Raw genomic sequence first — 16754 nt, forward strand, 5'->3', positions numbered from 1 at the left:
CCCTATCAGTTCCGAAGGTTTCTTATCCAGCCCACATCCTCGCGATTTTCAACGCACTCTACCCGGCTGAATTGTGGTTTCGTGCTCCGGCTCGTCGTTGAGCGGGTGCAGGTCGCGCACCATGCCCTTCAACCGCTCGTCGAGGACGTGGGTGTAGATCTGCGTCGTGGCGATGTCGGCGTGGCCGAGCAGCTCCTGCACGATGCGCAGGTCGGCGCCGTTCTGCAGCAGGTGGCTGGCGAAGGCGTGGCGCAGCACGTGCGGGCTGACCCGGTCGGCCCGCAGGCCCGCCGCACCCGCCACCGTCTTCAGGTCGCGGGCGAAGGCTTGGCGCGTGAGGTGGCCGCTCTCGCTGTCGGCGGGAAACAGCCAGGGGCCGTCCGGGGGCAGGAGCGCCGCGTGGGCCGCCATCGCGGCGCGGGCCAGCTCGGTCAGCGGCACCAGCCGCTCGCGCCCGCCCTTGCCCTTGACCACGAGGTAGCGCTCGCGGCTCGCGGCGGCCGAGTGCGGCAGGGCGATCAGCTCGGAGACGCGCAGGCCGGTGGCGTAGAGCAGTTCGAGCAGGCACAGCATCCGCGTCGCCGCCCGCGCCTCCGCCCGGTTGTCGGTGGCGGCCTCGGCTCGTTCGCGGGCTACGCCGAGCAGGCGATCGACGTCCGCCACCGACAGGACCTTGGGCAGGCCCTTGGCCCGGCGCGGCGAGGCGACCGGCGCGGTCGGGTCGCCCTCGGCGAAGCCTTCGGCGTAGAGGAAGCGGTGGAAGCCGCGGATGCAGGACAGGCGGCGGGCCGCCGACGAGGCCTTCAGCCCGCGCGGCTCCAGTTCGGCGATGTAGGCGCGGATGATCTCGGCCTCGATCTCGATCGGGTCGAGCCCCTGCTGGCTCAGGTAGCCGAGATAATCGTCGAGATCGCGCCGGTAGGCCGCGAGCGTGTTGGCCGCCGCCCCCCGCTCGGCGGCGAGCATGTCGAGGTAGTCTTGCGAAAAATTTTCCCGCGCCGCGTCCGCGGCCGCGCTCATCGGTTGCCCGGCTGGAGCTTCTGGTTCGGGATGTTCACGATCATCTCGCGCGGGGTCGGCTGGACGAAGGTCGCGAGCGCGAACATCCCGGCAAAGACCAGCCCCGCGAGGATCGCGATCGTGGCGAGGAAGCGGAACAGGGTTGGCAAGGGAACCGGCCTCTCGGCAAGGCTACGCGGACGAGCGGCCGTGTTGCAATGCGGGACCGCCCGCCCCGATTCCCACGGGGCGGCGGCGAAGGCAAGGACCGGCAGAGCACAGGTCGAGGCAAATGCGCAGAGGGCGTTGCGGCTCAGAACCGATTCTTCCAGGCCCGCAGCGCGGTGAACACCGCGGCCGGGTCGCTGCCCTCGGGCAGATCGACCGCCCGCGCCAGAGCCGGCTCACCGGCCCGCAGGAACGGGTTCGTCGCCTTCTCGTCGCCGATGGTGGAGGGGATCAGGAAGCCGCCTTCCTGCGACAACCGCTCGGCTTCCGCCATGCGGGCCTTGAGCGCGGCGTTGTCGGGGTCGGCGGCGAGCGCGAAGCGGGCGTTCGAGAGCACGTAATCGTGCCCGCTATAGACCCTGGTGTCGTCGGGCAGCGGCAGGAAGCGTTCGAGCGAGCGCCACAGCGTGACGGGATCGGCCTCCATCACCCGGCCGCAGCCCAGCGTGAACAGGGTGTCGCCGGAGAAGACCACGCGGGCATCCGCGAAATGGTAGGTGACGTGGTCGGCGCAGTGTCCCGGCGTCTCCCACACCGCGGCCTCCAGCCCGCCGACCGACACGCGGTCGCCCTCGCTCACGGTGCGGGCGGCGCCCGGCACGGCCGAGCCCGCCTTCACCGGCGCGGTGACGCGGGCGCCGGTGCGCTCCACCACCTCGGCGATGCCCTCGATATGGTCGGCGTGGCGGTGGGTGACGAGGATGTCGGTGAGCCGCCAGCCCTCGGCGTCGAGGGCGGCCAGCACGGGGGCGGCCTCCGGCACGTCGATGGCGGCGCAGGCGCCGGTCTCGGGGTCGCGGATCAGCACGCCGATATTGTCGCTCCGGCACAGGAAGGCCCGGATCTCGGGGGCGGCGTTCGGCATCGGAGAACTCCCGTCGCGTCGTGAGGCCCGGCGGCACAAGCTCGGCCGGCGTGGCTGGGGAACCGGTTGCGGGCCGGGCCGGTTCCCGTGTCCGGTTCCATTCACCTTACGGCGGGGGCGCCGGCTTTCCGCCGTCCACATCCTTGGCCGCGCCCCGCTTGCCGGACGCGGCCGCGATCCCCATTGATGCCGGACGAGAGCTGCGCCTCTCGACGAGTCCCGCGAAGGATCGGCCGTGCCGGCACCCCACCCGATGCGCCTCGACGTCACGGACCTGCGCGCCTTCTACGCCAGCCCGCTCGGCGCCGTGACGCACCGCGTCGTCGCCCGCTCGATCCACGGCTTTCTCGGCTCGGTCTCCGGCCTGCGGGTGCTCGGGCTCGGCTACGTCACCCCCTATCTCGGGCCGGTCCACGTCATCGCCGAGCGCACGCTCGCCTTCATGCCGGCGACGCAGGGCGTGGTGAACTGGCCCTCCAGCGGGCGCTCGGTGACGGCGCTCGCCGACCCGACCATGCTGCCGCTCCCCGAGGCCGCGGTGGACCGGGTGATCCTCGTCCACGGCCTCGAAGCGGTCGAGAGCCCGAGCGAACTGCTCTCCGAGGTGTGGCGGGTGCTGACGCCGGGGGGGCGGCTGATCCTCGTCGTCCCCAACCGCACCGGCGTGTGGGCGCGGCGCGACACGACCCCCTTCGGCCACGGCCAGCCCTACAGCCGCTCGCAGCTCGGCCGGCTGATGCGCCAGACCCTGTTCTCGCCGGAGGGCTGGGCCGAGGCGCTCTACATGCCGCCGATCCGCAGCCGGTTCTGGCTCGGCACCGCGGGCGCCTGGGAGCGGATCGGCACCGGGCTGGTCCTCCCCTTCGCCGGGCTCCACGTGGTCGATGCCACCAAGCAGCTCTACCGGCCGGTCACCGTGCGGCAGGTGCGCCGGCTCGAGACCCGCGTCCCGGCGCGCGTACTGGTCCCCGTGGGGCAGCCGGGTTAAGGCCCCGCCATGATCCCGTTCACCGGCTTTGAGGCCGCCCTCACCAGCTTCCTGCTCGCCCTGTCGGGCCTGTTCTCGATCGTGAACCCGGTCGGCTCGGCGCTGATCTTCGCGCAGGTCACCGCCGAGCGATCCCATGCCGACCGCATGGAGCTGTCGCGCCGCATCGGCTTCTATGCCGCCCTCATCATGCTCGCCGCGCTCTGGGCCGGCGCGCCGATCCTCAACTTCTTCGGCGTCTCGCTCGCCGCGCTCCGTATCGCGGGGGGCCTCGTCGTCGCGGCCTCGGCCTGGACGCTGCTCTCGGCGCCCGAGGCGCGCGAGGCCCGCAAGCAGGCCGAGGCGGGTTCGGAATCGGGCGAGACCGTCCGCGGCGAGGGGCTGGCCGAGGTCGCGTTCTTTCCCCTCACCCTGCCCTTCACCACCGGGCCGGGCACCATCGCGGTGGCGATCGCGCTGGGTTCCAACCGCCCGGCGGAGGGGCCGGACCGGATCGGCTTCTATATCGGCGCCTCGCTCGCCGCGCTCGCCATCGCCGGCATGATCCGCCTCGCCTACGGCTCCGCCGACCGCGTCGTCACCCTGATCGGCCCGGTGCGGGCCCGCGTGCTCGGGCGCCTCTCGGCCTTCCTGCTGCTCTGCGTCGGCACCCAGATCACCGTGAACGGCATCGCGGACGTGCTCGGGCCGCTGATCGCCGCCGCCCATAAGGCTTGAACTCCGCGCAATTGCGGTAGAAGCACCCGCACGAAACGGCCGCTCGGAGCGTGGGACAAGCATGAAGCTCGTAGTCGTGGGCGCCGAGGGGCGCATGGGGCGGATGCTGATCCGCGCGGTGGCCGAGGCCGAGGGCTGCACCCTGCACGGCGCCGTCGAGCGGGCTGGCTCGTCCGTGATCGGCCGGGATGCCGGGCTGCTGGCGGGCGTCGGCGAACTCGGCGTGCCCGTCACCGACGATCCGCTGCCGCTGTTCGTCGCCGCCGACGGGGTGCTCGACTTCACCGCGCCGGCTGCGACGCTGGCGTTTGCCGAACTCGCGGCGCAAGCCCGCATCGTCCACGTCATCGGCACCACCGGCTTCTCCGAGGACGACCTGGAGCGGCTGAAGGCGGCGAGCTTCCACGCCCGCCTCGTGCGCTCGGGCAACATGTCGCTCGGCGTCAACCTGCTGGCCGGCCTCGTGCGTAAGGTCGCGGCCACCTTGGGCGAGGAGTTCGACATCGAGGTGCTGGAGATGCACCACCGCATGAAGGTCGATGCCCCTTCGGGCACCGCCCTGCTGCTCGGCGAGGCGGCGGCGGAGGGCCGGAACGTGGCGCTCGCCGACACCCGCGTCTCGACCCGCGACGGCCATACCGGCGCGCGCCGGCCCGGCGACATCGGCTTCGCGACCCTGCGCGGCGGTTCGGTCGTCGGCGATCACAGCGTGATCTTCGCCGGCCCCTCCGAGCGCATCACCCTCTCGCACCACGCCGAGGACCGGGCGATCTTCGCCCGCGGCGCCCTCAAGGCCGCGCAATGGGCCTTCGACAAGCCGCCGGGCCTTTACGGCATGGACGACGTGCTGGGGCTGTGAGCGAAGCGCTCCAAGCGCCTGACAGTGAAGGACATCCGTAGCGGCTCGTCTTTTCGGCGAGGCCGCCCGAGCTTGGGCGTCGGCATGGGCTCTGCTAAGCAGCGCCGCAACGGGCCTGCCCGGTCTTCCAAGATGATGGATCTCCCATGGAGCGCATGCTCGTCCTCGCTCGCCACGGCCAGAGCGAATGGAACCTCAAGAAGCTGTTCACGGGCTGGCGCGACCCGGATCTGACCGAACTCGGCGTCGAGGAGGCCCGCACCGCCGGGCGCTGGCTCAAGGCGCAGGGCTCTCAGTTCGACGTGGCCTTCACCTCGAACCTCAAGCGGGCTCAGAACACCTGCGCGCTGATCCTTGAATCCATGGGACAATCCGGCCTGGAGACAATCCGGTCCGAGGCTCTGAACGAGCGCGATTACGGCGATCTGGCCGGCCTCAACAAGGACGATGCCCGCGAGCGCTGGGGCGACGCCCAGGTCCACGAGTGGCGCCGCTCCTACGACGTGCCGCCCCCCGGCGGCGAGAGCCTGAAGGACACCGCCGCCCGCGTGCTGCCCTACTACATCCAGCACATCCTGCCGCGCGTGATGGGCGGCGAGCGGGTGCTGGTGGCCGCCCACGGCAACTCGCTGCGCGCGCTGGTGATGGTGCTCGATGGCATGACCACCAAGACCATCGCCAGCCTGGAGATCGCCACCGGCATCCCGCTGGTCTACCAGCTCAAGGCCGACACCACGGTCGAGTCGAAGCTGATCCTCGACAAGGACATCGACGCCGCCGACTGAAGTAAAGGGTTCGAAGGGCAAGCCCTTCGCGGGTCCGGGCGGAGCCCGGCCGGCGGAGCCCTTCATGGGGCTCCGCCCCAAACCCAGCCAAAGGGATGATCCCTTTGGGATCCCGTTATTCGGGGAGCACCTCGGTGATCGCCCTCGCGACGCGGGCGGTCGAGCCGGACTCGTCCAGCGGGTTGCGGCGCAGGCGGTGGCGCAGGGCGCTCGGCGCGACCTGCCTCAGATGCGCGATGTCGACGGTCTCGGCGCCGTCGAGGGCCGCCAGCGCGCGGGCGGTGCGCATCAACGTGAGTTCGCCGCGCAGGCCGTCGGTGCCGAGCGCCAGGCAGAGTTTCGCCGCCGCCTCCAGCACCGCGTCCGGCACGCTGACCGTGCCGAGCCGTTCGCGGGCGGCGACGATGCGCTTCTGCAGCGCCTTCTCGGTCTTGGCATGCGCGGCGCAAAAACCTTCCGCGTCGCGCTCGAACGCGTCGCGGCGGCGCACCACCTCGATCCGGGTCGCGATCTCCGTCGGCGTGCCGACTTCGCAGGCGAGGCCGAACCGGTCGAGGAGCTGCGGGCGCAGCTCGCCCTCCTCCGGGTTGCCGCTGCCGACGAGGACGAAGCGGGCCGGATGGCGCAGGGACAGGCCCTCCCGCTCCACGGTGTTGACGCCCGACGCCGCCACGTCGAGCAGCAGGTCGACGAGGTGGTCCTCCAAGAGGTTGACCTCGTCGATGTAGAGGAAGCCGCGGTTGGCCCGCGCCAGCAGGCCCGGCTCGAACGCCTTCTCGCCTCGCGTCAGCGCCCGCTCCAGATCGAGCGCGCCGACCACCCGGTCCTCGGTGGCGCCGAGCGGCAGATCGACCACCGGCACCGGGATCGTGTGCGTCTTGCCTCTGCCTTGCGAACAATGTGGGCAATCGGCGGCCGGAGAATCGGGCGAGCAGGAATAGGGGCAGCCGGCGACCGCGCGTATCTTCGGCAGCAGGGCGGCGAGCGCCCGGATCGCCGTGGATTTGCCGGTGCCGCGGTCGCCGAAGACCAGCACGCCGCCGACCGTCGGATCGACCGCCGCGATCAGCAGGGCCCGCTTCATCTCCTCCTGGGCGACGATGGCGGTGAAGGGGAAGGCAGGCACCGGGCGGGGGTTTCCGTGTCTGACGCCGATCAGGGGTCCGGTGTCACGGACGGTCGGCGGGGCCAAGTGATCATGCACGATTCCGCAGGCGGGGCCAGCCGAGCTTGAGCGTTGGCGGGCAATCCGGCCCGAGGCTCACAAGCCCTTGCAGCGTGTGCGCAGCAGACCGCCGAACTCCTTTTCCGAGCCCTGGACTTGGCTGAGCCGCTCGGCCCGCTCCGGCCCCGACAGGCAGCGGCCGTAGACGCCCGCGATGCGGCGCATGGTGTCGACGTGGCGGCGCCAGACGCGGCAGCGGCTCGCGTCGTCGTCGCCCGAACTCTCCAACTGGTCGATGGCTTGGCGCTGCATCGAATTGGCCACGAGCACGTCACGGGCGCAGGTCGCGTCGCCCTGCGCGAGGGCGGGCGTGAGGCTCGCGGCCAGGATGAGGCCGGCCAATCCCGTGCGGGTCGTCGCGATCATGTCAGGCGGCCTGGGTCGTGGGACCGTGGGCGAGCAGCGCGTAGAGCGCGGTGGCGTCGCGGGCGGTGCGGATACGCTCCAGCATGCCGGGCTCACGCAGCACGCGGGCGACCTGGGCCAGCGCCTTGAGATGGTCGGCTCCCGCGCCCTCGGGGGCGAGCAGCAGGAAGGCGACGTCGATCGGCTGGCCGTCCAGCGCATCGAAATCCACCGGCTTCTCCAGCCGGGCGACGAGGCCGAACAGCTTGCCCAGCCGCGCCAGCTTGCCGTGCGGGATCGCCACCCCGTCGCCGATGCCGGTGGAGCCGAGACGCTCGCGCTGGAGCAGCGTCTCGAAGATGTCGCGCTCGGACAGGTCCGGCAGGTGCCGGGCCGAGTGGGCGGCGAGTTCTTGGAGCGCGTGCTTCTTGTCGCGCGCGCGCAGGGACGGGACGACGGCGTCCTGACTCAGGAAATCCAGGATCGGCATGAAACCAAAACGCCTCGTGGGCGGAATCCATCCATCGATCCCGCACTCGTGTGCGAGGCGCCCAGGCCGGTCGAAGGCCCGGCCCTCGGGAAAGCACGCCCCGAAAGGGGTATACCTCAGGCGCGCTCGTCCGGAGGATCGACCCACCCGATCGCGCCATCGCTGCGCCGGTATACGACGTTGATGCGTCCCGTGCCAGCGTGAACGAAGACGACGACGGGGGCGCCGGTGAGGTCGAGCGCCGTGACGGCCTCGCTGACCGACTGGCGGCGCAAGGTCCGGGTGCTCTCGGCGACGACCGGCGGGTGCTCGCCGGCCTCGGTGGGCTCCTCGTCCACATCCTCGTCCCCGTCGTCGCCCGGCGCGGCGAGGACGGCGTAGGCCGCCTCGATCGCGGCGCCGTTCTGGCTCGCGGCGCCGTGGTCCTTGAGCTTGTGCTTGTAGCGGCGCAGGCGCTTCTCCAGCCGGTCCGCGGTCTGATCGAAGCTCGCATGGACATCGTGGGCGTTGCCCGAGGCCTCCAGCGTCAGGCCGGTGGTGAGATGGAGCACGCAGTCCGTGCGGTAGGCCGTGCCGTCGCGCCGGAGCGTGACGTGGCCGGTGCAGGTGCTGCTCATGTGCGGGTCGAGGTATTTCGCGAGCGTCGCCGCCATCCGGTCCTCGACCCGGCCCCGCAGAGCCGTCCCGAGGTCGAGGCCATGCCCCGTGACCCGCAAACCTGCCATCGATGTCTCCGATCTCCTCCGAGGCATCGAGAGTTAGAAAGGGGGCCCCGGCAAGTCAACGAAAAGACAAGGTGGTCTCTCGCTTGGCCTCGGGCGCCGGCGGCCGCGGCCGCGGCCTTAAGCTATCGTTCCACTGGACGCCTCGGCGCCGGCCGAGGCCGCTCCGCGGGGCGCTCTTCGCGTCCGGCCATACGGCGCTGCCGCGCGATCCGAGCGCCTCCCTCGGGCTCGCTGCCCGTCACCGCCCGGCGTGCGCCATCCGGGTGCGGCGGCGCTCGATCGAGGAGGGAATCCGCAGCGACTCCCGGTACTTCGCCACGGTGCGGCGGGCGATGTCGACGCCCTCGTCGCGCAGGCGCTGCACCAGGGCGTCGTCGGAGAGCACGTCGGCGGCCTCCGCATCGACGAGCTGCTTGATGCGGTGGCGCACGGCCTCCGAGGAATGGGCGGCGGTGCCGGCCGCGCCGGGGATCGCGGCGGTGAAGAAGTATTTCATCTCCAGCGTGCCGCGGCTGGTGCCGATCGACTTGTTGGAGGTGACCCGCGAGACGGTCGATTCGTGCATGCCGATCGCCTCGGCGACCGTCTTGAGGTTGAGCGGGCGCAGGTGCGCGACGCCGTGCAGGAAGAACGCGTCCTGCTGGCGCACGATCTCGGTGGCGACCTTGAGGATGGTGCGCGCCCGCTGCTCCAGGCTGCGGGTGAGCCAGTTGGCCGTCTGCAGGCACTCGGACAGGAACGCCTTGTCGCCATCTGCCACCGCGCCCTTGGAGACGCGAGCGTAGTAGGTCTGGTTGACCAGCACGCGGGGCAGCGCCTCGCCGTTCAGCTCGACGAGCCACGAGCCATCGGGGGCGGCGCGCACGAACACGTCGGGGATCAGCACCTCGACGGCTTGCGCGCCGAAGGCGCGGCCGGGCTTGGGATCGAGCCGGCGGATCTCCGCCAGCATCTCGACCAGATCCTCGTCGTCGACGCCGCAGAGCTTCCTCAGGGCGGGAAAATCGCGCTTGGCCACGAGGTCGAGGCGCGAAACCAGGGCCTCCATCGCCGGATCGAACCGGTCCTGCTCGCGCAGCTGGATCGCGAGGCATTCGGCGAGGTCGCGGGCGGCCACGCCCGGCGGGTCGAAGGTCTGGACGAGCTTGAGCACGCGGGCCACGTCGTCGAGCCGGGCGCCGAGCCGCTCGGAGACGTCGTCGATCGACTCGCGCAGATACCCCGCCTCGTCCACGGCATCGATCAGGAAGCTGCCGATCAGCCGGTCGAAGGGGGACGCGGTGGCGAGGTCGAGCTGCGCGGCCAGATGCTCGCGCAAGCTGGTCTCGGCGGTGAGGCTCGCCTCGAAATCGGGGGCCTCGCCGTCGAAGCTGCCGCCGGTGTTGCCGTAGGGCGCGGGCGTCAGCGAGAGCATATCGCCACCGGCCTGCTCGCGCGGGGCCGGGTTCTCGTCGGCGAAGACGTTGTCGAGGCGGGTGTCGAGCGCGCTCTCCATCTCGCTGCGGCTCGACGTCATGTCCTGGCTGAGCCACGACTCGGGCTCGGGGGCCTCGCCGCCGTCGTATTCGCCGCCGGGCTCAGTTGCGGGCTCCGGCGCCTCCCGCTCCGGCGCGGCCTCGCCCTCGACGCGCTCCAGCAGCGGATTGCGCTCCAGCTCGGCATCGACATAGGCTGCGAGATCGAGCTGCGAGAGTTGCAGCAGCTTGATCGCCTGCAGGAGCTGCGGGGTCATCACCAGGGCTTGGCCCTGGCGCATTTCCAGCCGTTGCAGCAGACTCATGGCGACGCCTAACCCCCGAGCAGCGTTGAGAAATCACGATCCGTACGGGGACCGCGCCGGTTTCGGCACAATTCTTGCTCCTTCATTGGTTAGGTCTAGCCCCTCCCTGCGTGCCCGTCAAAGCGTGATTGGCTCGCTCCCGCGGGAAAACCCACCGCAGCGGCACGGGCGCCACAGGCGCGGGCCTTCGCCGACACGCCGACGCAGTGAGGCCCGGGCGGCGCCAACAAAGTGTTGCGCGCGAGCCGGTGAGTGCGGGGACTGGTTGAGAGAGGGTTAGCGGGCTCGCGGAGTCCAATGATCAGGTGTGCCGCCCGACGTCTCGTTGCCGTCTCAGAAGGCCCACGCCGTCATTGCGAGGCGGAGCCGAAGCAATCCAGAGCGCGACGGTGCCGGACAGGGCGCGTGCTCCACAGAATCAAGCCAGATCGTCGTATAGATCGCGCCAGTCGGGATTGAACGCCTCGATCATCACCCTCTTCGCGTCGCGCGAGCCGGCCTTGGTCTGCTTTTCGCGCGCGATGGCGTCGAGCATCGTCGCGTGCATCTCGTACCAGACGAGGTGTTTGCAGCGGTAGCGCGTCGTGAAGCCTGGAAGCAGGCCTTCGCGGTGCTCGTGGACGCGCCGGGAGAGGTTCGCCGTGACGCCGGTGTAGAGCGTCCCGTTCCGGCCGCTGGCCATGATGTAGACGGCCGGTTGCCGCATCCGATTGCGCCCGCTCGCTCGATCTTGCCGCGTCGCGCTCTGGATTGCTTCGGCTCCGCCTCGCAATGACGGCGCGGGTCTCCTGAGCCGTCTTGGCAGGTGTCGAGGCCGAACCTAATCCGCCTAGAGGCGAAAATCCTCGCCCAGGTACAACCGCCGCGCATCCTCATTGGCCACGATCTGTTCGGGCGTACCCTCGGTGAGGATGCGGCCGGAATGGGCGATGTAGGCGCGGTCGATCAGCCCCAGCGTCTCGCGGACGTTGTGGTCGGTGATGAGCACGCCGATGCCGCGCTGCTTGAGATGCTTCACCAAGTCCTGGATGTCGCCGACCGCGATCGGATCGATACCGGCGAAGGGCTCGTCGAGGAGCATGAAGGTCGGCGAGGAGGCCAAGGCGCGAGCGATCTCGCAGCGGCGGCGCTCGCCGCCCGACAGCGCGATGGAGGGCGACTTGCGAAGCCGCGCGATGTCGAACTCTTCGAGCAGCGATTCGAGCTTGCGCTCGCGGGCCTTGCGGTCGGGCTCGGCGACTTCGAGCACCGCGCGGATGTTGTCCTCGACGGTGAGGCCACGGAAGATCGAGGCTTCCTGGGGCAGGTAGCCGATGCCCAGCCGCGCGCGCTGGTACATCGGCAGATGGGTGATCTCCATCCCGTCGAGGCTGATGAAGCCGCGGTCGGCCGGGACGAGGCCGGTGATCATGTAGAAGATCGTGGTCTTGCCCGCGCCGTTGGGGCCGAGCAGCCCCACCGCCTCGCCGTTGCGGACCGTGAGCCCGGCTTCGTGGACGACGGTGCGGGCGCCGTAGCTCTTGCGCAGGCCCTGCACGTAGAGGACGCCCTGCCCGCCCTCGCCCGCCGGCTGGCCGGCCTCGGAACGGGGCGCGGACCGGCCGCGGCCGAAGATGCGGCCGAACAGGCCGCCGGTGCGGGGCCGCCCGGTCGGCTTCGCGTCGGCGCCCGCGCGCAGCGGAGCCGCCACCGGCATCGCGGCGCCCGTCACGTCAGTTCGCCTGCGCCCGCGTCTTCGGGGCGGGCTTGTCCGCGGCCTTGGCAGGCTTGCCCGCCACCGCCGGCTGGGCGCAGCCCTTCGGTCCGGCAGCCCCCGATTTTCCTTGCGCGTCGCCCCCCTGCCCCGGCACGAACATCGCCGAGACGCGCCCGCCCGCCACCGGGTCCATGTTTGCCCGGCCGGTCGCCATGTCGTAGACGAGGCGCGAGCCGCGGGTGACGTTCTGGCACTGGCTGAGCACGACGTTGCCGGTGAGGATGATGCGCTTGGCTTCCTGGTCGAACACCGCGTTGTCGCCCGTGGCGACCTGATCCTTCTGCGAGACCGTCACGGGGCCGGCGCACTCGACCTTGCGGATGCCGTTGCCGGCCAGCGCATTCGCGTCCTTGGGTTTTTCCGCTTCCACTTCGGCGGCTTTGCCGGGGTCCTTGTCGCGGTCGCGCTTGTAGTGGACGGTCAGCGTCGAGCAGCGGATCGTGCTGTCGCTCTGCACGGCGACGACGTTGCCGGCGAAGACCGCCTTGCTCTCCTTGTCGAACACGTCGAGCCGGTCGGCGTCGATCTTGATCGGCCCCTTGCCGCCGCCGACGGTGCCGAGCGGGGCGGGCTTCGCATCCTTGGGCGCAGCCGGCGCCTGCGCCACGGCGCCCGCTCCGGGAGCGGTGAGCGCAAGTGCCAGGGCGGCGACGAGCGCCCGCGTGACGGGGCGGCTCATCGGGCCGTCTCCAGCGCCTCGGCGGCGGAGGTGCGGATGCGCTCGGGCGCCTTGCCCCCGTCCTTGGCGTCCTCGCCGTGGAACACCGCCTGGACCCGGCCGACGAAGGAGATCACCCGGCCGTTCTCGATCACGTCGAGGCTGTCGGCGTTGATCGAGCCCGAGGGCACCGTGACGGTGACGGGCTTGGTGGAATGGACGCTGCCGGCCTTGAAATCGACGGTGGCGATCGAGAGGCGGATTTCCTCGCCCTTGTCGGTCCAGAGGCGGATGTCGTTCTCGAGGTTGAGCGAATCCTTGCTCGAATCGAACACGCCGCCCTGCGCCTGGAGATAGGCGCGCCCGCCCTTGTCGTCGGTGGCGACGTGGCCCTTCATCGCCTGCAGTTCGATGATGCTGGGCTTGCGCACGTCCTGCTGCGCGGCGGTGGCCGTGATTTCGTAGCCGCGCTCGCCCTTGCGGAAGCCGGAGAGCCGCGGGCTCTCCATCGTGACCTTGGTGCCGGAGACCGAGATCGGCCCGAACTCGACCGCGGGCAGCGCCGACGAGAGAGGCCCCCAGAGCACGAAGCCGGCGAGCCCCAGCACGGCGAGGCCGGCGGCAGCCGGGATGATGCGGCGGAGCGTGCGCACCTGGGCGCTGTGGCGGCGCGCGCGGCCATGCGCCTTGCGGCGGCGCGCGCTCAGCACGTCGGCGCCCGTGTCCGTCCGAAGGGTGTCGGCCACCTGCATCGCGTTCCCGAGAGGGTCGGCGCGTGCGGTCGCGCCAGGGCCGGCCGGATGGCCCGCCGCAATGGCGAAGTTATGGCCTCGATTGGAAGAAATGATCAACGCCGCCCGCGTGCGCCCCCGCACCGACACGCGTGCGAAACCGCCCGGAATCCCTTTCCTTACGCAGTCCGACCGCGCCCGTTGCACGACCGCATCACGTCGGCCGCTTCAGGAATGCGCAAAGATGTCGGTCTCGGGCCAGCCGGCGAGGTCGAGTCGGGCCCGCGTCGGCAGGAAGGCGAAGCAGGATTGCGCCAGATCGGTGCGGCCCTCGCGGGCCAGCATCGCGTCGAGCCGCTCGCGGGCGGCGTGGAGATGCAGCACGTCGGAGGCCGCGTAGTCGATCTGCGCCTGGCTCAAGCTCTCGGCGCCCCAGTCGGAGGATTGCTGCTGCTTCGACAGATCGACGCCGACGCATTCGCGCACGACGTCCTTCAGCCCGTGGCGGTCGGTGTAGGTGCGGGCGAGCCGCGAGGCGATCTTGGTGCAGTAGACCGGCCCCGGCATCACCCCGAAGGCCTGGAACAGCACCGCGAGGTCGAACCGGGCGAAGTGGAAGATCTTCAGCACGCTCGCGTCGCCGAGCACCTGCTTCAGCCGCTCGGCCGGATCGCCCGGGCGCACCTGCACCACGTCGGCGGTGCCGTCGCCGCGGGAGATCTGCACCACGCAGAGCCGGTCGCGGTGGGGGTTGAGCCCGAGCGTCTCTGTGTCGATGGCGATGGCCGGGCCGGGCGCGAAATCGGCCGGCAGGTCGCCGCGGTGCAGGCGGATTCTCTGGTTGTGGGCGGACATCGGCTGCGGCTTGGTGGGAAAAGAGGCTGCGAGGGCGCGTAACACCCCCGCAGCCTCCTCGAAAGCGCAAGCGCGCCGTGTCGGCTCACTTTTGCTTGGCGATGATCTTGTCCTTGATGTCGGCGTAGACCGCCTCGGGGATGATCTTCTTGTGCACGAGGTCGTCCTTGCCCCGATACGGGCGGCCCTTGACGATGGCGGCCGAGCGCGCCTCGCCGATGCCCTTGAGCTGGCTCAGTTCCTGCGCCGAGGCGGAATTGATGTCGACCAGAGCCGTCTTGTCGGCGGGCGCTTCCGGCTTGGCAGCCTCGGGCTTCGTCGGCGCCGTCGGCGGGCTCGCGGGCGCCGCGGTCGGGGGCTTCGGCGCCGTGGGAGCGGCGGGGCTCGGGCTCTGCGCGAGCGCCGGGGCGGCGAGCAGGACGAAGGCAGTGGCGAGGGTGGCGATACGGGACGCGCGCATGTCGATCTCCCGACATCCGGCCCCGGCGGGGCCGGCGGATGACTGCCGGCGTCGCGCCGGCAACGCCACGGTTAGGCCCGGCCGGTTGAACCGTCCTTGAACGGGGACGGCGAGGGCTTTGTCACGGCTCGATCGGAACCGGGCCGGATGCGGGTCGTTCAGGCACCGCCGCCGGATGTGCGGATCGACGAGACGCCGCCCGGCCCCAAGATACTTCGTCTCAGAGACAGGAGAACGACATGGTCGACACCGACAGGATCACCGGCGCCGCGCGCGACCTCGGCGGCCGGATTCAGGGCGCGGTCGGCGACCTGACCGGCTCGCACCGCGACTCGGCGGAAGGCCGGCTGCGCGAGGCCCAAGGCACCGCGGAGAACCTCTACGGGCAGGCCAAGGACGCCGTCCGTCACGCCGCCGACCGGGCGCACGATTACGTGGACGAGGCTCAGGACTACGCCGAGGACGCCTACGAGCGCGGGCGCCACGCCGTGCGCGAGGGCCACGACCGCTCGGCCGAGTGGCCGCACGTCTCGCTGGTGGTGGCCGGTCTCGTCGGCTTCGGCCTCGGCCTGCTGGTCGCCGCCCGGCGCGATTGAGGGCCCTCGTTGGGGCGTCACGCCTCGACGAGCCGCAGCGCCTCCGGCGCCGGTCGGGGCGCGCTGCGGGTCTGGTTCCGGCCGCCGGCCTTGGCCGCGTAGAGCGCCGCGTCGGCTCGGCGGTAGAGGGCGTCGGCGGTGTCCGAGGCGTCCTGGGCCCCGAGGGCGAGGCCCATGCTCACCGTCACGGTGCCCGCCTCGATCCCGGCCTCGGGGATGGCGAGGCCGGCGACGGCCGCATGCAGCCCGGCGGCGATGCGGGCGGCACCGGCCGCGTCGGTGCCGGGCAGGAGGATCGCGAATTCCTCGCCGCCGATCCGGCAGACGAGGTCGCCCGGCCGCCGCACGGCGTCTGCCGGCCGGCATCCCAGCCCCCGCAGCAGGACGTCGCCGACGCTGTGGCCGCAGCGGTCGTTCCAGCGCTTGAAGTGATCGACGTCGACCACGAGCAGCGCCAGCGGCGCGCCGGAGCGCCGCGCCTCGGCCCAGCGCAGGGCCAGCATCTCGTCGTAGCGGCGGCGGTTGGCCAGCCCCGTGAGTCCGTCGGTCCGCGACAACCGCTCGAGTTCGGCCTGCATCGCACCGCTGCGGCGCAGTTCGCGCCCGAACAGCAGCGACAGCGCGATGGCGAGCCCGCACAGCGTCAGCACCGCGAGTCCGACGACGAGCGCCTTGTCGCGCCACTCCGCCTCGATCTCCCGCACCGAGGCCGCGACGTTGAGGATCAGCGGCAGGTCGCCGACCTGGGTGAAGCTGTAGACGCGCTCGATCCCGTCGCGGCCCGAGCGGCCGGTGAAGCTGCCCGTGCGGGCGACCAGATATTTCGCGAGGTTCGACCGCCCAGCGATGCTGGAGCCGACGTCGCCCTCCCGCAGGGGATGGCGCATCAGGCGGGTGCCGTCGCGCAGGTAGAGGTTGATCCCGCCGTCCTCGCCGACAGACACGCGCTCGAACAGACCGCTGAAGTAGGACAGCTTGAGGCTGCCGAGCACCACGCCGCCGAAGGAGCCGTCCGGCTTGTCGATCCGGCGGCTCAGCACGATCACCGGCACGCCCAGCACGCGCGAGGTCAGCGGCGGGCTGATCTGAAGGCCGAGGTCGGCCCGCTCCCGGTGAGCCTTGAAGTAGTCCCGGTCCGCGTTGTTGATCCGGCGCGCGGGCAGGCCGCTCACGTCGATGACGTTGTCGCCGTTCTCGTCGAGGACGATGAGCGCGCCCATGTCCCGCGTGGTCCCGGCCCGGTCGAACAGGATGAGCTGGCGCAGGTGCGGGCTCGTCTCGTTCAGGCCGCTCGCCTTCATGTTGTCGATCACGGCGCGCAGCGACAGGTCGATCAGCTCGAAATTGCGGGCGATGTCGCGCTCGATCACCTGCAGCAGGTTCTGGGACGTCTGCTCCGCCCGCTCCCAGGCGTCGCGCCGCATGTCGAGCAGCATCGAGGCGGACAGGGCCAGCATGCCGAGCGGCGCGAGCACGCCCAGCACGATCCAGGTTCGGGCGGAGCGGAGCCTTGGCGCGAGGCTCGGCGGGCGGATCATCGGGGTATTGCCCCTCGTTTCGTGATCCGCATTCGCCCACGGACGGCTTAAGAACCCCTTTCGCCGGCGAATGATGGCGTGACACCACATCCCTCGCGTGTCCCGGCGCGGACACGAGAATGTGAAGGTCGCCGCGGGATGACGGGGCGGCCCG

At 71.2% G+C, this 16754-nt stretch carries 20 protein-coding genes; 5 read left to right on the forward strand and 15 right to left on the reverse strand.

From position 1 onward, the window contains the following. Positions 1-48: 48 nt before the first annotated feature. From ASG52_RS01720 to gloB, 3 genes are all read right to left on the reverse strand, one after another. The gene (locus ASG52_RS01720; RefSeq protein WP_056238135.1) at positions 49-1020 is read right to left on the reverse strand and encodes a site-specific tyrosine recombinase XerD; all 972 of its coding nucleotides are present in this window, start codon (positions 1018-1020) and stop codon (positions 49-51) included. Further along, entirely contained in the window at positions 1017-1169 is a 153-nt protein-coding gene (locus ASG52_RS01725; RefSeq protein ID WP_056238137.1) for a hypothetical protein, read from the reverse strand. Before ASG52_RS01725 ends, ASG52_RS01720 begins: the two co-directional genes overlap by 4 nt. 143 nt (positions 1170-1312) lie before the next feature. Beyond that, entirely contained in the window at positions 1313-2092 is a 780-nt protein-coding gene (gene gloB, locus ASG52_RS01730; protein WP_056238140.1) for a hydroxyacylglutathione hydrolase, read from the reverse strand. A 253-nt stretch (positions 2093-2345) separates the two neighbouring features. Between gloB and ASG52_RS01735 the strand changes: the two genes are divergently transcribed. From ASG52_RS01735 to ASG52_RS01750, 4 genes are all read left to right on the forward strand, one after another. Continuing rightward, positions 2346-3080: a class I SAM-dependent methyltransferase gene (locus ASG52_RS01735; protein WP_056238143.1), complete on the forward strand. Its 735-nt coding sequence runs from the start codon at positions 2346-2348 to the stop codon at positions 3078-3080. Between the two features lie 9 nt (positions 3081-3089). Further along, positions 3090-3797 carry a MarC family protein gene (locus ASG52_RS01740; RefSeq protein ID WP_056238146.1) on the forward strand — a complete coding sequence of 236 codons (708 nt, stop codon included), beginning with the start codon at positions 3090-3092 and terminating at the stop codon, positions 3795-3797. A gap of 61 nt (positions 3798-3858) precedes the next feature. Further along, positions 3859-4656 (forward strand): 4-hydroxy-tetrahydrodipicolinate reductase, encoded by a 798-nt coding sequence (gene dapB, locus ASG52_RS01745; RefSeq protein WP_056238148.1) that lies wholly within the window; start codon positions 3859-3861, stop codon positions 4654-4656. Positions 4657-4802: 146 nt separating this feature from the next. Continuing rightward, positions 4803-5441, forward strand: coding sequence for a 2,3-bisphosphoglycerate-dependent phosphoglycerate mutase (locus ASG52_RS01750; RefSeq protein ID WP_056238151.1), 639 nt, complete (start codon positions 4803-4805; stop codon positions 5439-5441). 115 nt (positions 5442-5556) lie between these two features. Here ASG52_RS01750 and bchI read toward each other — a convergent pair whose 3' ends face one another. From bchI to ASG52_RS01805, 11 genes are all read right to left on the reverse strand, one after another. Continuing rightward, entirely contained in the window at positions 5557-6567 is a 1011-nt protein-coding gene (bchI, locus tag ASG52_RS01755; RefSeq protein WP_056238154.1) for a magnesium chelatase ATPase subunit I, read from the reverse strand. Positions 6568-6702: 135 nt separating this feature from the next. Beyond that, on the reverse strand, positions 6703-7032 hold the full coding sequence (locus tag ASG52_RS01760; RefSeq protein ID WP_056238155.1) for a hypothetical protein: 330 nt from the start codon (positions 7030-7032) through the stop codon (positions 6703-6705). 1 nt (position 7033) lies between these two features. After that, positions 7034-7501, reverse strand: a complete 468-nt coding sequence (gene ptsN / locus ASG52_RS01765; protein WP_056238158.1) for a PTS IIA-like nitrogen regulatory protein PtsN — start codon at positions 7499-7501, stop codon at positions 7034-7036. Positions 7502-7617: 116 nt separating this feature from the next. After that, a complete protein-coding gene (gene hpf / locus ASG52_RS01770) occupies positions 7618-8226 on the reverse strand; it encodes a ribosome hibernation-promoting factor, HPF/YfiA family (protein WP_056238160.1) in 609 nt (202 codons plus the stop codon). A gap of 238 nt (positions 8227-8464) precedes the next feature. Continuing rightward, positions 8465-10006, reverse strand: coding sequence for an RNA polymerase factor sigma-54 (rpoN, locus tag ASG52_RS01775; protein WP_082552293.1), 1542 nt, complete (start codon positions 10004-10006; stop codon positions 8465-8467). Between the two features lie 418 nt (positions 10007-10424). After that, the gene (locus tag ASG52_RS01780) at positions 10425-10712 is read right to left on the reverse strand and encodes a GIY-YIG nuclease family protein (protein ID WP_056238165.1); all 288 of its coding nucleotides are present in this window, start codon (positions 10710-10712) and stop codon (positions 10425-10427) included. Positions 10713-10835: 123 nt separating this feature from the next. Continuing rightward, on the reverse strand, positions 10836-11702 hold the full coding sequence (gene lptB / locus ASG52_RS01785) for an LPS export ABC transporter ATP-binding protein (protein WP_056238397.1): 867 nt from the start codon (positions 11700-11702) through the stop codon (positions 10836-10838). 16 nt (positions 11703-11718) lie between these two features. Beyond that, entirely contained in the window at positions 11719-12441 is a 723-nt protein-coding gene (locus ASG52_RS01790; protein WP_056238169.1) for an LptA/OstA family protein, read from the reverse strand. After that, a complete protein-coding gene (gene lptC, locus ASG52_RS01795) occupies positions 12438-13172 on the reverse strand; it encodes an LPS export ABC transporter periplasmic protein LptC (protein ID WP_056238172.1) in 735 nt (244 codons plus the stop codon). The genes ASG52_RS01790 and lptC overlap by 4 nt, the downstream gene beginning before the upstream one ends. A 207-nt stretch (positions 13173-13379) precedes the next feature. Beyond that, positions 13380-14006 carry a ribonuclease D gene (locus ASG52_RS01800; RefSeq protein ID WP_056238175.1) on the reverse strand — a complete coding sequence of 209 codons (627 nt, stop codon included), beginning with the start codon at positions 14004-14006 and terminating at the stop codon, positions 13380-13382. Positions 14007-14091: 85 nt separating this feature from the next. After that, positions 14092-14466 (reverse strand): ComEA family DNA-binding protein, encoded by a 375-nt coding sequence (locus tag ASG52_RS01805; RefSeq protein WP_056238178.1) that lies wholly within the window; start codon positions 14464-14466, stop codon positions 14092-14094. Positions 14467-14705: 239 nt separating this feature from the next. Here ASG52_RS01805 and ASG52_RS01810 point away from each other — a divergent pair, with 239 nt between their 5' ends. Continuing rightward, positions 14706-15062, forward strand: a complete 357-nt coding sequence (locus tag ASG52_RS01810; RefSeq protein ID WP_056238179.1) for a CsbD family protein — start codon at positions 14706-14708, stop codon at positions 15060-15062. Positions 15063-15079: 17 nt separating this feature from the next. On the opposite strand, the gene ASG52_RS01815 is transcribed toward ASG52_RS01810, so the two are convergent. Continuing rightward, positions 15080-16600, reverse strand: a complete 1521-nt coding sequence (locus tag ASG52_RS01815) for a sensor domain-containing diguanylate cyclase (protein WP_056238181.1) — start codon at positions 16598-16600, stop codon at positions 15080-15082. Positions 16601-16754 lie beyond the last annotated feature (154 nt).

Source organism: Methylobacterium sp. Leaf456 (genome assembly GCF_001425465.1).
Classification (GTDB): Bacteria; Pseudomonadota; Alphaproteobacteria; order Rhizobiales; family Beijerinckiaceae; genus Methylobacterium.

Coding starts and splice junctions, on each gene's coding strand:
- ASG52_RS01815 (WP_056238181.1), bottom strand. CDS start 16,600: ATGATCCGCCCGCCGAGCCTCGCGCCAAGGCTCCGCTCCGCCCGAACC.
- ASG52_RS01810 (WP_056238179.1), top strand. CDS start 14,706: ATGGTCGACACCGACAGGATCACCGGCGCCGCGCGCGACCTCGGCGGC.
- hpf (WP_056238160.1), bottom strand. CDS start 8,226: ATGGCAGGTTTGCGGGTCACGGGGCATGGCCTCGACCTCGGGACGGCT.
- ptsN (WP_056238158.1), bottom strand. CDS start 7,501: ATGCCGATCCTGGATTTCCTGAGTCAGGACGCCGTCGTCCCGTCCCTG.
- dapB (WP_056238148.1), top strand. CDS start 3,859: ATGAAGCTCGTAGTCGTGGGCGCCGAGGGGCGCATGGGGCGGATGCTG.
- ASG52_RS01750 (WP_056238151.1), top strand. CDS start 4,803: ATGGAGCGCATGCTCGTCCTCGCTCGCCACGGCCAGAGCGAATGGAAC.
- ASG52_RS01720 (WP_056238135.1), bottom strand. CDS start 1,020: ATGAGCGCGGCCGCGGACGCGGCGCGGGAAAATTTTTCGCAAGACTAC.
- ASG52_RS01790 (WP_056238169.1), bottom strand. CDS start 12,441: ATGAGCCGCCCCGTCACGCGGGCGCTCGTCGCCGCCCTGGCACTTGCG.
- rpoN (WP_082552293.1), bottom strand. CDS start 10,006: ATGAGTCTGCTGCAACGGCTGGAAATGCGCCAGGGCCAAGCCCTGGTG.
- ASG52_RS01780 (WP_056238165.1), bottom strand. CDS start 10,712: ATGCGGCAACCGGCCGTCTACATCATGGCCAGCGGCCGGAACGGGACG.
- gloB (WP_056238140.1), bottom strand. CDS start 2,092: ATGCCGAACGCCGCCCCCGAGATCCGGGCCTTCCTGTGCCGGAGCGAC.
- lptC (WP_056238172.1), bottom strand. CDS start 13,172: ATGCAGGTGGCCGACACCCTTCGGACGGACACGGGCGCCGACGTGCTG.
- ASG52_RS01740 (WP_056238146.1), top strand. CDS start 3,090: ATGATCCCGTTCACCGGCTTTGAGGCCGCCCTCACCAGCTTCCTGCTC.
- ASG52_RS01800 (WP_056238175.1), bottom strand. CDS start 14,006: ATGTCCGCCCACAACCAGAGAATCCGCCTGCACCGCGGCGACCTGCCG.
- lptB (WP_056238397.1), bottom strand. CDS start 11,702: ATGCCGGTGGCGGCTCCGCTGCGCGCGGGCGCCGACGCGAAGCCGACC.
- ASG52_RS01735 (WP_056238143.1), top strand. CDS start 2,346: ATGCGCCTCGACGTCACGGACCTGCGCGCCTTCTACGCCAGCCCGCTC.
- ASG52_RS01805 (WP_056238178.1), bottom strand. CDS start 14,466: ATGCGCGCGTCCCGTATCGCCACCCTCGCCACTGCCTTCGTCCTGCTC.
- ASG52_RS01760 (WP_056238155.1), bottom strand. CDS start 7,032: ATGATCGCGACGACCCGCACGGGATTGGCCGGCCTCATCCTGGCCGCG.